The sequence below is a fragment of the Lentilactobacillus buchneri genome (assembly GCF_018314255.1).
Lineage (GTDB): Bacteria > Bacillota > Bacilli > Lactobacillales > Lactobacillaceae > Lentilactobacillus > Lentilactobacillus buchneri.
In genome coordinates, this window is sequence record NZ_CP073066.1 from 1758208 (window position 1) to 1772811 (window position 14604).

General features: G+C 44.8%; 12 protein-coding genes. 6 read left to right on the forward strand and 6 right to left on the reverse strand.

What is annotated here, in order from left to right; all coding sequences use genetic code 11:
- Positions 1–1419 (reverse strand): DUF2252 domain-containing protein, encoded by a 1419-nt coding sequence (locus KE627_RS08235; protein ID WP_056939279.1) that lies wholly within the window; start codon positions 1417–1419, stop codon positions 1–3.
- Between the two features lie 145 nt (positions 1420–1564).
- Here KE627_RS08235 and KE627_RS08240 point away from each other — a divergent pair, with 145 nt between their 5' ends.
- A complete protein-coding gene (locus tag KE627_RS08240; protein ID WP_013727301.1) occupies positions 1565–2140 on the forward strand; it encodes a methylated-DNA--[protein]-cysteine S-methyltransferase in 576 nt (191 codons plus the stop codon).
- Here the strand turns inward: KE627_RS08240 and KE627_RS08245 are convergent.
- Together KE627_RS08245 and KE627_RS08250 are read right to left on the reverse strand one after the other, a co-directional pair.
- Positions 2112–2963, reverse strand: a complete 852-nt coding sequence (locus KE627_RS08245; RefSeq protein ID WP_013727302.1) for a hypothetical protein — start codon at positions 2961–2963, stop codon at positions 2112–2114. The genes KE627_RS08240 and KE627_RS08245 overlap by 29 nt on opposite strands.
- Positions 2964–3148: 185 nt before the next feature.
- Positions 3149–3556 (reverse strand): helix-turn-helix domain-containing protein, encoded by a 408-nt coding sequence (locus tag KE627_RS08250; RefSeq protein WP_013727303.1) that lies wholly within the window; start codon positions 3554–3556, stop codon positions 3149–3151.
- A 123-nt stretch (positions 3557–3679) separates the two neighbouring features.
- On the opposite strand from KE627_RS08250, the gene KE627_RS08255 reads away from it, so the two are divergent.
- Both KE627_RS08255 and rny read left to right on the forward strand, forming a co-directional pair.
- A complete protein-coding gene (locus KE627_RS08255; protein WP_056939280.1) occupies positions 3680–4624 on the forward strand; it encodes an alpha/beta hydrolase in 945 nt (314 codons plus the stop codon).
- A gap of 76 nt (positions 4625–4700) precedes the next feature.
- On the forward strand, positions 4701–6299 hold the full coding sequence (gene rny / locus KE627_RS08260; RefSeq protein ID WP_013727305.1) for a ribonuclease Y: 1599 nt from the start codon (positions 4701–4703) through the stop codon (positions 6297–6299).
- Between the two features lie 516 nt (positions 6300–6815).
- Here rny and KE627_RS08265 read toward each other — a convergent pair.
- The 3 genes from KE627_RS08265 to KE627_RS08275 all read right to left on the reverse strand — a co-directional run bounded on the left by KE627_RS08265 (position 6816) and on the right by KE627_RS08275 (position 11498).
- The gene (locus KE627_RS08265) at positions 6816–8378 is read right to left on the reverse strand and encodes a bifunctional metallophosphatase/5'-nucleotidase (RefSeq protein WP_013727306.1); all 1563 of its coding nucleotides are present in this window, start codon (positions 8376–8378) and stop codon (positions 6816–6818) included.
- Positions 8379–8477: 99 nt separating this feature from the next.
- Positions 8478–9407, reverse strand: coding sequence for an IS30-like element ISLpl1 family transposase (locus KE627_RS08270; protein WP_146971951.1), 930 nt, complete (start codon positions 9405–9407; stop codon positions 8478–8480).
- 99 nt (positions 9408–9506) lie between these two features.
- Positions 9507–11498, reverse strand: coding sequence for a cation:proton antiporter (locus KE627_RS08275; protein ID WP_056939237.1), 1992 nt, complete (start codon positions 11496–11498; stop codon positions 9507–9509).
- A gap of 194 nt (positions 11499–11692) precedes the next feature.
- Here KE627_RS08275 and spx point away from each other — a divergent pair, with 194 nt between their 5' ends.
- The 3 genes from spx to KE627_RS08290 all read left to right on the forward strand — a co-directional run bounded on the left by spx (position 11693) and on the right by KE627_RS08290 (position 14545).
- Positions 11693–12088: a transcriptional regulator Spx gene (spx, locus tag KE627_RS08280; protein WP_013727307.1), complete on the forward strand. Its 396-nt coding sequence runs from the start codon at positions 11693–11695 to the stop codon at positions 12086–12088.
- A 297-nt stretch (positions 12089–12385) separates the two neighbouring features.
- Entirely contained in the window at positions 12386–13180 is a 795-nt protein-coding gene (locus KE627_RS08285) for a Cof-type HAD-IIB family hydrolase (RefSeq protein WP_041805844.1), read from the forward strand.
- Between the two features lie 117 nt (positions 13181–13297).
- Entirely contained in the window at positions 13298–14545 is a 1248-nt protein-coding gene (locus KE627_RS08290; protein ID WP_056939236.1) for a M57 family metalloprotease, read from the forward strand.
- The last annotated feature ends 59 nt before the right edge of the window (positions 14546–14604 follow it).

Below are 14604 nucleotides of genomic sequence, written 5' to 3' on the forward strand. Positions count from 1 at the left end.
TTATTCCCTCGTTTCATCCGCGTCCAACGAATCCAAAAATTCCTGGTAATCCTCGTGGACCTGTTTTGAATATTCATTTGCCCAGTTAATTAAAGCGGAGACTAGTTTTTTCTTGGTGCCGACATATCCGTGAACAATCGCGGCGGTCGGACTTTGGGCGTGGCCCCGTGCCAGCAGGAGCCCACAGATTTTAGCGTAGGTGGCAAAATCATCGGCGTCTAATTTGTCCAAGTTAATCGATTCTTTCATGTCCCAGAACTGACGGACATAGAAGCTGCGGCCGGTATCATCGTTGTGATAGAAGCCCAGCAGTGGATCAGACGCCCGCTGTAAAATTTGCTGGCAGGTGACGATTCGCTCACCATTATCCGGCTTGCTCTGGCTAAATGGGGTCGTCACATCAAAACCTCTAAAACGCCGAGTCTGCAAGGCCTCCTTGATTTGGAGAACCAGGTGGCTGCCGTCAATCGCGGTTAACAAGACCAGGTAGCACCGGGTGCCAAAACTACCAACACCGACGCTATGGCGGACAATATCACTGATATGAAATTGTGAAAGGAGGACGGTGACGTCCGGGCTGACCGAGCGGGTGTAACTCCGCAAGTGCTCGCGAATTTCGTTGAAGCGGCGATCACTGACATGGACGGTTCGTGGAGCGTTTTCTTTAAAGACAAGATGTCCCCGGGAATCCAATGTCGTGAATTTTTTGACCACTTTATCAGAGTTCCGTTGTTCGGCACTATCTCGAATTTTGCGCCAAACTTTTGGTAGTTTGTGATCGGAGTCCTCCGACTGCAGGAAGGATTCAACTTCTGTGGAGAAGTAGTAGCGTTCCATTGCCGAGTGGTCATCAAAACATTGGCTGAGAATCTGCTGGTAGGTTTCAACCGCTCCCTGCATAATCTCGTTAATTTGGTCGCTGGCTAGTCCCAGCTGCTCTCCTTGGAGGACAATGCTGACAAGCAGGCGCCGGAGGTCCCAGTCCCATGAGCCAATGGTGGATTCATCGAAGTCGTTGAGGTCGAACAGAAGTTTTCGCTCAGGAGACGCATAAAAACCAAAGTTCCCCAAATGAGCGTCACCGGAAATGACCACCGGAATATTGGTGGAGGTCTGTTTCGACAGGTCGAAAGCCATCAATTCATCCGTGCCGCGGAAAAATGCGAAGGCCGAGGCTGCCAGACGCTTGTGGCGCAGCGGCATTAAATCTCCGATCATCTTTTCTTCAACGTGAGAAATTCCTTCAACCACGTTACGCTTAACCGGGACAAATTTTCCCAGCTGGTCAAATGAGATCCGGTCACGAATCTTTTTTCCGTCATCAATCAGTTCGTGAATCGATTTATTAATATTAATTTTACTTAAGTCGTAGTGCAAGCCCGTGGTTGTTCGGGTAAAAGTCTTGCTGGTGTCTGCCATTTAAGTCGGCTCCTTTATTTTGACAATCTATAATATCATTGTGGCAATTCCCGGTCCGTGAGTCAAGCGAAGCCAACTCATCCGCCGGCTTGATATGTTACAATAATGGAAATAGACGATTTGTAGGTAATGGAGAATTACATTTATGAAAAAATTGTATTGGGAAAGCATCGAAGTGAATAATCAAAAATTCTTCTTCACAGTCACTGAAAAAGGGTTGAACTTTGTTTCCAGCCCCGGTAAGTACTTGTCTGAACTTTTTGATTTTTACCCCGATCGTTATGATGACCAATTTATGTACGACGATTCGGTGACCGCTGATTATTTATCTGAATTTACCGATTACTTTGATCAAAAGCGTCAAGACTTTGATTTGCCGCTGGATTTGGAGAATATCGGCACCGATTTGCAGCACCAGGTCTGGGCAGAAATTCAAAAGATCCCATATGGGCAGACAGTCACATACAAGCAGTTGGCTGAAAATATTGGTAAACCCAAGGCAATCCGGCCGGTGGCTCACGCCGTGGCTATGAATCCGGATTTGATCGTGATTCCGTGTCATCGGGTGGTACGCAGCAGCGGCGACATCGGCGAGTACCGTGGCGGTAAAGAAACTAAAAAAGCCCTTCTCGAGTTGGAGAAGAAGCCGATTGAAAAGCATGCTTTGATTAGCAAGTTACCGTTGCCTAAGCTTAGTCAACTAGGTAAATCTGATCTTTAATTAAATCAAATGGTTGGTGATGTCGGTTCAGCTGTTTGGCAGTCTCGGGCTTGATGAAATGGGCTTGTTGCCAGAAAGCTTTGGAGTCGGTAGCACCATTTTTTTCGCCGACAACGATTAATTCCAAATCGTTGTCGGCTTTTCTAATGGCATTGAGGACGTCGACATCAATCGTTTGTTTGTCCGGTGACCAGCTCATGATAACGTATTTCACCTGGCTCTGATATTTGGCGATTGCAGCCAGCGCATCCAGTTTTTCAACGGGAATCAGCTGATGCTTACCCGTTTGATTTTCGTCAACCCATTCAAGACTGTCGGTTGGGAAGACTTTTACGCCAAGATCATTCAGTCCTTTGGAAATATATCCGTTGCCGGCCATCACTTCCAGCACCGGTGAGTCACCAATGGAGTCGGCGAGATCCTTGATAAACGGGGCAGAGATATAGGCCCACATCCCGTATTGACTCTCTAAGTAATCCCGGAATGAACGCAATTGTTTATCAAGTTTGGGCAGCGCATCCGACAGCTCGTTCCAAAGCTGGTCGCCTTTGGGATCACCGGGTTTGAATCGACCGTTGATATCTTTGAAAATTTGATCTTGGATATCATCGGGGAGAATTAATTCCGGCAAGTCTTGCGGTAGGAGTCCTTGTTTGATTAAATGGTCACTTTCAATGACATTATTGATGAGAAATTTAACCTGTGGATAGGCAGCAAATTGATCGCGGTATTTTAGCATCTGGGCGATATAGTTGGATTCAGCCGGTTGGGTAGTGGGGTGCTTTTTCTTGAGCAACTTTTTCTTTTGTTTATTGGTTAGCATACTGGACTCCTTTTGAGATAAGCGTTTGAGTTTCTTTTTTGGTTAGCACTGAATGTGACGGTACGTAAATACGCTCACCAAGCCAACTTCGACCGCATTATCCAATAACGAGGCTCGATGCGCGAAAACGCATCAAACCTCGTTATTGAATAAATGCTCAGAAGTTAAACAGCTTGCTTGAGACATTAAAGATCTAATTCTCCTTGTTCCGTCCGCGGTCCTTGATCGTGCGGGGCATTGCTTCTTCCGTGGACGTAACCTGAGATTAACTGATAGATTTCATATCGGTCCTTGGAACTCAAATCTTGACCATTAAATTGCAAGGTTTTATCTGAAATAAATAGTCGCGCCAAGTCATAGGTATTATTTTCAGATAACCCTGTCAAATAATCCATGGTGACGTCGAAGAACTTGGCGAGGCGCTGGATTTCGATGTAGTTGGGCGTTCTGATGCCACGTTCCCAGTTACCGATTTGAGAGCCGGTACTTTCATGCTCCTTATCAGTCGGGGAATCTTTGTTGATCGCGCGGGCTAGTTCTTCCAAAGTTAATTGTTGGCCTTTTCTTAATGCTCGTAATCTTTCTGGAAACATGTGATCACCGTCCTGTTCGTTACTTATATTATACGACTTTTTTGCTAATCACCAAATTTCGGCGTTAAAATTCAGAATGTGGTATATTTATCACGAGAAAAATTGAATTGGTGGGATGGATGAATGAAACGAAAAACAAAAGTTTTTATTGGATTGGCTTCTGCAGTTGTGATCATCTGTGGTGGTCTATTTGGTGCCGGGATGTATTTTTACAATGTTGCCGTGGTACCGGCTCCCAAATCATTTTTAAGCAAGACTGAGCCAATCAAGCCCGGCAACTCGCGCTATCCGGCCTACAAATGGTATCAGGGTGCTGACAAGCAGCATTGGTTTGAAATGTCTGCTACTCGGCACCTTAAATTAGATGCCAATTACATATCAGCTGACAAGGCCACCAAGAAGACCATCATTATTGCTCATGGCTTCATGTCCAACAAGAACCGCATGTTCGACTATGCCTACCTGTTCCACAACCTGGGCTACAACGTCTTATTACCGGACGCCCGCGGTCACGGCGACAGTCAAGGAAACTATATCGGCTATGGCTGGCCGGATCGCTTGGACTACGTTAAATGGGTCAAAAAGGTCATCCACCACACCGGTCAAAAGTCTGAAATTGCGATTTTTGGAACCAGCATGGGTGGTGCGACGACGATGATGGTCAGTGGAGTCAAAGGCCTGCCCACTCAAGTTAAAGCGTTTATTGAAGACTGTGGCTACACGGATGTCTATTCCGAGATTGCCTACCAGGCCAAGGAAATGTATCATCTACCCAAATTCCCGTTGGTCGACATTGTGAGCGGGATTAATCACATGAAAAATGGTTATTCGTTCAAAAAAGCCAGCGCTTTGAATCAAGTTGCGAAGAACAAACGGCTGATGTTGTTTATTCATGGTGCCAAAGACCAATTTGTCCCGACCAAAATGGTTTACCCACTGTATCGGGCTGACAAGGGGCCAAAGCAGCTGCTGATCGTTCCGGGAGCCGCTCATTCACGTTCATTTAGTACCCACCCGAAACTCTATACGGATACCGTCAAAAAGTTTTTGAATCGCTATTTGAACTAACTATAAACTTTGGCGACTTCAATCAGTGAGTATGTTAAACTACTATTAGGACTGTTTTTAGAAAGGAGGTCCGCACTTGTTACTAATCATAATTCTAGGAATTTTGGCGGCCATCGTGGGTGTTGCATGCGGCATGCAGCTGCAAAAGCGTCACTTCCAGCAGGAGATTCAAAATGCGAAAGCCACTGCTGAAAAGCTGTTGAACAACGCCAATGAAGACGCCAAGAAACAATCTGCCAAGATTATTGCCGATGGCAAGCAACAAACCATTGACTACCAGGATTCAATTGAAGAAGAACTTGACAGCTACCAAGCCGATAACGTCACCCGACAGACCAGAATCCAACAACGGGAAACCGGTTTGAAGCAAACCGAATCTCGTCTGGATCAGCTGCATTCAAAGCTGGCTGACGAAAGTCATGAAATTAATCAGCAAAAAGCTGAAATTGAACAGCTTCACCACACCGCAAATGATTTGTCCCAGGAACGATTAAAAACGTTGCAGGAGCGCGGTTCAATCAGTTTAGCCGAGGCTAAACAACAAATTCTCGATGAATTGAAGACGGCGTTGAAGCGTGAAAAAGATATTGAATTGAAATATCAAGATGACGAAGCACAGGTCAACGCGCCAAAGATGGCCAAAATTTTGGCTGACGACGCCATCCAACGCGGACCCGTCGACATGCCGCGTGAACACATTGAGCATTCAGTGCAAATTAACGACAACAATACTAAGCAGAAGTTAATTGGTCGCGAGGCCTCTAATATTCGCTACATCGAAAGTTTGACGGGTACCGATTTGGTGTTTGATCCAGATGATCCGCATTTGTTACACGTGGTCACCCAGGATCCACTGAGAAGAGAAGTTGCCAAGACGGTGATTACCAACTTGGCGGTCACTAAGCAGATTAATCCGCAATCAATTGAGCACCAGGTTGAGAGCGCTCAATTGGATTTGATGAACGAGCTCCGGCGCACCGGTGAAAAAGTGGTTGGTTCGCTTCACATCGGCTGGATGCACCCGGATCTGTTAAAGATTGTTGGTCGACTGAAGTATCGGACCAGTTATGGTCAAAACGTTTTGAATCACTCGATTGAAGTCGCTGATATTTCAGGGATGCTGGCTGCCGAATTGGGCTTGAACGTCAAGATTGCCAAGCGGGCCGGCTTACTCCATGATATTGGTAAGGCAATTGATAGAGAAGTGGACGGCACTCACGTTGAGTTGGGTGTTAAGATTGCCGAAACCTATGGTGAGGACCCACAAGTCATCAATTCCATCGCCTCTCACCATGGGGATGTTGAAGTAACAACGCCAATCGCTCATCTGGTTGCGGCTGGAGATTCAATTTCCGGTGGGCGCCCAGGTGCTCGAAGCGAGTCTGTTGAAGAGTATGTCAACCGACTCAAAAATCTGGAACGCATTGCCAGCTCCAAGCAGGGTGTCAAAGAAAGTTATGCCATCCAAGCGGGCCGGGAAATCCGGATTGTGGTTGATCCAAAGAAACTGGACGATCAACAGAACCAACAGTTGGCTAATGAAGTTAAGGATGAGATTGAAAATGAGTTAACTTATCCAGGTAAGATCAAAGTTACCTCGATCCGTGACTTTAAAGCGGTGGCTTATGTTGGCGCTGAGAAGAAAAAAGTGCATAAACGATTGAAGAAAGCATAATTAAAAAAAGACGGGGACAAGGGACCTTTTGATTCCTACCATTTAACACAAAAGTGCAATCATTCTAAAACCAAGAATGATTGCACTTTTATGTTAAATGGCAGGAATTGGCCTATTGTTCCAGTTTCTTTTAGGGTGCGATGGAACAGTTTCTAATTTCATTTAATAAAGTTTGTCGCTAAGGCATAAACCAAGAAAAGCAGAACACCGACAATACTGATATTCCTGACCAAACGCGGGATTTTGTATGCCGGAACATTCCTGTACGGTGGCATTATTTCGCTTGCCCATAGATAAAGGCCAATGATAGCAAGAAAGCAAAATGAGAGTTGATATGAAAAACTTAGGCCAATCCGGACGAGCGGCATGAGGACGAATATCAAACCGCAAAACACCAGATATAATCTAATTTGGATTTTAAATGATCGATTGATAATTACAGACCCTTTCTTCATTTAGTTGGGGTTATAAGAGCATTTTAAAAATAACAGGAGCCTTTTGATCTTGCCGAATAAATTAATTGCGCTTCTCAGAATCAGAAATAATTTCAAAATTATGATTGACGGTGGCTTCAATCACCGGATGCTTCTGTAAGTATTCCATAATCACGTGGCTGATTGTCATATCACTTGATTTGACGATCTTATCGCTGGTATACATGGGATAGTGGCCGCCGCCGCTTGCTCGATAACGGTTAAGGGCGATGGTCAGGACTTGATCGTCTTGGACATCCTTGCCATGATACTTCAATCGGGTGACTCGATGACCAACCGGTTTGGAAATATTCAGGGTATAATCAATCCCTTCATACATATCGTAGTTATAAAAACGTTCCTTTGGAAAAACAAATTTCTCGTTCACCACGACGTCACCGTGCCGGACCGTGAAGTATTGAGCGGTCACTTCCAAAGCGCCGCGCAAATCGGCGCCGGTAATCTTTGAGGCGACCAGGGTGTTTGGATACACGTAGTTGGTAATGATGTTGCGCATGGTAATGGGATCTTCAAATCCGTGGGCCTCATTGTTGTAAAGGGCGGTTGCCGAAAGGTCAGTTCCCATCTTATCCATTTGAATTTTTTGGATTAATTCGATAAATGCTGATTCGTGAATTCGGGCTTTGAATGGGTCATCGAAAGTTAAGCTGCCCTTGATTCTTGAAAGCGGCTTGTCCAGCCACGCTTCCAAATGTTTGGATAAATCGGTAACCGTTGATTTGATTGTCTGGTCGGGTTCACTGTCTTTAACGTTCAGCAATTCGGCCTCACTTCTTGTGACCGTGTGGTTCTTGGTCTCAATCGAAATCTTGGCCACGTATTGTCCGCGAGAACCTGGCTGAACAATTGGCACGTTAAATAACTGGCTGGCAATTTTGCGGTGTTGGTGACCAGAGATGAGCGCATCGATCCCCGGGATATTCTTCAAGATGTCGTAGCCGCGGTTTTCGCCTGGGTTGATATCGTTCCAGTTACCGGTATGATCACGTTCAAAACCGCCGTGATACACGACGACGACCACATCGGCCTTCTTGCGCATTTCCGGGACGTAGCGTCTGCACGCGTCCAACTCCGAAATGAGATTAAAATCGTTGAGATCATTGACGTTCTTCCATTTTTTAGTAGAAGTGGTGGTCAGGCCCAAGAAACCGACTTTGACGCCGGCGACATCCATAATTGTGTATGGGTCGGCCAACAGCGGTTCGTTATTGTTATCAACGATATTGGCGCACACAAAATGGCGGTCTGAATTCTTCATCATGTAGTTGAGATAATCCAGTCCGTAATCAAATTCATGGTTGCCGATGGTGCCGAGTTGGTAGCCGACTTGGTTATAAGCAGTAAAAAATGCCTCTTGGTCCTGCTTATCTGCTCGCTTGGCCACGTAATAAGCCATCGGTGATCCCTCAAGGAAATCGCCGTTATCTAACACGATGATCTTTTCATCGGGATGGGTCTTTTGATAATTTTTAATCGTCGAACACGCCTTCTCAATACCGAAGGGTTTATCAAGACCTGAATCAACGTAGTTGGTAGGTTCAATAAACCCGTGCGTGTCGCTGGTCGCTAGTAGCGTAATTTTCATATTTTCACCCACACAAAATCAAGTATATCGTCAAGTATAGTCAATTATGCCATGATTGTAAATTAGGGTTGGCCAAAGTAGTTAAGGTAGATTGCAAATTTAATCCGAATTTTTTGACAAATTGGTCAGCATGACCTGATAAGGTGTTTGCCAGTCAAGTATTTTAAGTGGTCTCTGATTAATTTCGAGTAAGGTGGTTTTCAAGCCTTGAGCACTAATGTGCTCAAAATAAGTCCCCTTAGGATAAAAATAGCGTAAGTTCCGATTAAATCGTTCATTACTGCCGCGCTCAGCTGGCGTATAAGCATGGCAGTAATAGGTCTTAATACCATATTGTGATTCAAGTGATACTAGCCCACTAAACTCAGTGCCACGGTCCACAGTAAAGCTGTGCACCGGACCATTAAAAGTGGTTAGGAACTTAGTTAGTGCTTCATTAACAGTCGCTGTCGTCCGATCTTTTAACCGGTATGCCCAAAGGAACCGTGATTTGCGATCGATTAAAGTTAATAAAACTGCCTTACTATGCCCACGAGGACCAACGACTGTATCTAGTTCAAAATCGCCGATGCGATTACGTTGATTAATCATCATGGGACGCTGTTCAATTGATCGCCCCAAAGATTGATTATATTTGGATCGTTGGTCAACGTTACGCCGTTGGCGTACGCCATGTTCAGGTAGATCATTCAAGGAGAAATCAATTCTCCCCTGATTTAGCCAATTATAAATAGATTTAGTAGCTAGTTTAAATTCGTGAGCAATCATTCCTGGTGACCAGCTTAGACGTAAATGGTTGAGAATTTTTTGCTTTAACTCATCGCTCAGCTTAGTTTTCCGACCACATCGTGATCGCTTGTATTCGGCATCTGTTTGTGCTAATTCAGCCTGATAAGGTTGACATCGAGATAATTCATAAGAAATTGTTGACGGTGATCGGTTCAGCCGAACGCCCATTTGGATATTGGACAGCCCTAGTTCACAAAAGGTTTCGATTTTAATTCGTTCGGAATAGGTTATACTAGACAAAAGATCAGCTCCTAAAAGATGGGTTTGTGGTAAACACCATTTTAAAGGAAGCTGATCTTTTTTGCCCGAACAGCGTTCGGATTAATTTTACAATCTACCTTAAGCCAACAGGAAATCGGTTCCGGATCCCTGCTCCATGTAAGCCATCTGATCAGTGGAAATACTTTGGCTGAGCTGGTCTGACAGGCTTTTGGAAATCTTACCGGCTTTGAAGGCATCTGCCACGTAGGCGTATTCATATTGGAATGATTTAATTAACAAGCTATTTCTGTCACTGTCAGTTTGGGTGTCACCTGCAGAACGGCTCTGGCGGAAGCTGTATGAGCTGCGGACAAAATTAACTGCATTGCTGTTTTGATCGTCTTCAATTTGGTCTAAATAGCTGTTGGCACTGGTAAACATGGCGTCTTTGATCAATAGATTAGTCTGTTGGCGCTGGTCATGAATCTGCTGGCGGGTTTGCTTGGGAATGGCTGCTTGGATTCGTTGTTTGATTTGTTTGGTTTTCTTCCGCGATTTAAATCGGCGCAGCTGGTATTTAAAAATATACTTAATCCTTGTCCAAAAGCCCAAGTGGTTGCTGGGCGCTGTGATCATCCGTCGTGAAAACAAATTGGCAATCTTTTGGTCGATTTTGCCCTCGGCGGCTAAATCGACCACCGCTTGGACGCTGACTTGCTGGGCGCCGGCCATAATTTCCTGGACCTGTTTGCGGTCGACTTCCGGATTATTTTTCTGGCTGTTCAACATGTCAATGACATAGTTGCGGTCCAAAAGTGCGATCGTCGAGTCTTGTTTGACCTGGGAAATAGCGTAGTTGACCATTTCACCACGGTATTGATTGAACTGACCCTGATCCTCAACTTGCTTTTTCGGACATAACAGGGGCAGGGTGATTGTTGGGACAATCAGGCTTAATAAGATGACAATTGTGGCAATGTAGATCAACTGGTCGCGGAATGGAAACGGCTGGCCAAGGGACGTCAGCGGAATTGACAGTGCCATGGCCAAAGTAATCGTTCCATGAACCCCACCGACAGCGCTGACCAGGGCTTCGCGCGTCGTTGGGACTTTATCTTGGACGCCAAACAGGTTGGTCCGCATCCAAATATACCGAATGAGTAACATAACCAGATAAATTGCCAGTGCATCAAAGACCAATTTGATAATTAAGGTATTTGAATAGGGAATCATTCGTTTGATGACTTTCGGCAGGGTAACGCCTAAGAGGACGAACACCACCCCATTTAAGAGGCTGGTGATCACACCCCAGGTCGCATTGGTGACCAGCCGCACACTGGTCGAAGTGAGCTTTAAACGGCTTTGATTGATGCCGTAGATGATGCCGGCAGCCACGACTGCCAAAATCCCGGAACATCCCAGTTCCTCGGAAAATAAGTAAATGGCAATCGGGGTCATGATACTAAATGGCACGATCACACTGGCAGTATCCATTGATTTATTGACCAATAGCGTTTGAATTTTTACGAAGATCAAACCGGCGACTGCGCCAACCACCAGGCCGCCGAAGAAGCTGATCAAAAACCGCGTCAGCCCCTGAGCAAATGAGAAATCCCCGGAGATAAAGGATGCCAGGGCTAAATTGAAGATAACGATTCCGGAAGCATCGTTGAATAAGGATTCATTTTCCAGTGCACCGGAAACGCTTGTCGGCAGTTCAATATCTTTAGTGATTGATTTGAAGGCCACAGAGTCCGTTGGAGTAACGATTGCGGCCACTGCAAAGCAAAGTGCCAGCGGGATCAGCGGCAGCAGCAAGTGGGCGACTAAGCCGATGATGACGGCGGTCACCACCGCCAGGATGACTGCCAGATTCAGAATTTGTCTGATTGAATGTCGAAAATAGCTCGCGCTGGTGTTTTGGCCGTCATTGAACATCAACGGCGCAATCACCATCAGCATGAAAATTTCCGGCTCCAAAGAATAATTCTGGAAGAATGGCAGTAATGATAATAAGAAGCCGCAACCAATTTGATAGAAGGTTAACGGGAGGCTGGGAAAGATTGTGTACAAGATGTTAGCAATGATCGCAGCCACGATTAACAGGGTGAGTGAATAGAAGACTAGCATTTTTTTCTCCTTTAAATGATTTTAATACCAATATTATAGTTGATTGAGCAGATAAATGGTGTATAATTAATTTCACAAGTAAGTTACTATAAGTAAGTAACCGTATTGACAAATATTGTCAGTATGATAATATAGTAATCGAAGGATGTTGTTTCTCGTTTGTATTTTTTGTTACTGAGCAGGGGGGAATTGTAATGCTGAATTTATATGTAGCACAAAGCAGCGCTTCAAGTCGGAAGGCACGTGCATGGTTGAAGAGCCATCACATTGATTTTAAGGAAAGAAATATCAATTCCAACCCTCTTAACGCTGATGAGGTAAAACAAATTTTACGTTTAACCGAAAACGGCAGTGAAGACATTATTTCTACACGGTCTAACATCTACAAGAAGTTGAATTTGGACCTGGACAACTTAACTGTTTCACAGTTGGTTGATCTTGTCGTTAAGTACCCCGATTTGATTAAACGTCCGATTATATTTGACGATCATCGTCTTGAGGTTGGATTTAACGAAGAAGAAATCAGAAGATTCTTGCCACGAAGTGTTCGTGAAGCAGAACTTCGTGAACTGGAATCACAAATTAGTTAATTCATAAAAATAACTAATCAGTTATACGGATCAATTGAGGAACTTGGGTAATATCTTACTCAAGTTCCTTTTTTAGTTTGTGAAATCGGCCCAAATCATTACTCTCCCACGCGGATAAAATTATCGATAACTTTGGGGCAATTTTAATTTGTACGGAACAACATTAAAAGCAATTAAGGAACTGTTTATGATTCTCACATAATGTAAGGACGACGGAAAATTCCTAGTGTTGTGTTTCACGTGATTGTTGCTTAAAATCAAATCAGATAAATAAAGGAGACGGACAAGTTGATTAAAATGGTCGCACTTGATTTAGATGGTACCTTGTTAACCAGTGACAAAACAATTTCCAAAGGCAATGAGCAGGCTTTAAAAGCCATTCATGACGCCGGCGTGAAGGTGGTGCTCTGCACCGGCCGGCCGATTAATGCCATTTGGCGGTTCATTGAACAGTTAGGATTAACTGAAGACACCGATTATACAATAACTTTCAACGGTGCACTAGTGGTTCATAACAATGATAAGGCCGAGTTGGCAAAAAGTGGGATTGAGAAGGCCGATTTGGTGCCGCTGCACAATTTTGTCAAAGCCGAGAATGCACCATTAGACATCTTGGACTTCCAGCAGGTCTATCCAATGACCGATTTAAAGCCGTCGATGTACCAGCAGCAGTTCAAGGGAAATATTGACTTTGTTCCCCGGGCCTTTTCTGATTTGAGCACGACTGATGAATACTCCAAAGCCATTGTCAGTGACAAGCCTGAGTTACTGGATCAGTATCAGAGCGCCATTGATGACACCTTACGCAGCCAATATCACATTGTCCGGTCACAACCGCAGATCATGGAATTTTTGGCCGCCGGTATGGATAAAGTTGTCGGCTTGAAGGCATTGTTGGCCCACTTTGACATGGACTTCAGCAATTTAATGGCCTTTGGTGATGCTGAAAATGATCTGGGAATGATCAAAAATGCCGAGATCGGCGTGGTCATGGAAAACGGCCAAGACCCAGTCAAACAAGCGGGGGATGTCATTACCGGCAACAACGACGCTGACGGGGTGGCTCAGTACGTTAATCACTATTTTAAATAACCCGAACCCCAGCTCCCGGTAAAATGTTTAAGATTGATCTGACAGTCTTTTTTCGATTTTTCATTTGTATTATGATAAATGTAATTCAAATCAACAATCATGAACGGGGGAATCGTTATGAAACAAAGACAAGGCATCATGACATTAATTTTTGCTGCGGTCCTTTCAATCGGGCTGCTCGGCGGTTTTACTTCGACAGCTGACGTGAGTGCCAAGCAGACCGTCAAAGTGGTCAAAGTTCAGAAGGTTGCGACCAAAGCTTATCGGGCAACCAAGGGTTACATGTATAATTCACCCAAGCTCACCAAGAAAATTCATAACTTAAAAAATTATCCGAAGACGACTTTTTATTCTAAAAAGCGGGTCACCATTAAGACCACCAACAACAAGACGGCATACTACACTTACGTTGCCAATAAGAGCGGCAAAATCAAAGGCTATGTCTACTCGAAATACTTAAAACTGTATCAGCCAACCAAGACGACATCGACCAGTTCATCGAATTCTCAATCAGATAACTCGATTTCCACTCCCCAAGTCATTTCCAAATCGTCATTGTCGTCCTTAATTGCGGCTTCTCCGGACTTGGATCCGACTGGAGAGTTACTGAGTCTGACCTCAGCTGATTATAAGACCTATCAATCGGTTTTCAATAAGAATTTCAATGTTGGAAACTATGCCGATGAGGGTGTCTTTACAGATGATCAGGCCTCAATTTATGTCAAATCACCAACCCTGCAGCCTTACGTGCAAAAGGCAATCGATAAATGGAACACTGCTTTAGGCACCACTGTCTTTACGCTTGGGACGGCACAAAACCACAGCTTGACATTGGGATTTGGTAACGGCCAATCAGAAGGCTGGGATGGTGTCTTTGACGGCGACAGTGTCCAGGTCGATTATTACGACTTCCACGATCGGACTTATCCATATGGTCCGATGCCATTGCCCTCATCGCAAACCATCCAGATTAAATTGTCGACTGATGATACAGATGTTGACGGGGCCGCTGAGGGGATGGCAGCAACCCGTGTCAAACAGTCAGCTGCCACTCATCGTGATACTAGCGCTCATTATTTGACCACCACCGTCAGCGGTACGCCAACTGAACTGCTGGAAAATTACTGGGTCGGCGTGATTACCCATGAATTGGGCCATGCTCTCGGTCTGGATCATACCCCATACTTCCAAGACATCATGGCAGCTCCGGCCAGCACCGAAGATGGCCAGAGCCAAGAAAATGCCAAGTATGATTGGACGACTTACAAAGATTCCGACAACGTCCAAGGCGGCGCTTTAACCGCGACATTGAGTCAGCGAGACATTGATCGTGCCAAGCTGACTAAACTCTTGGGTTACTGGTAAGACGAAGTTAAACGCATCATCGATTAGATTCATAGACACAAACAAACCGCTTATTCCTG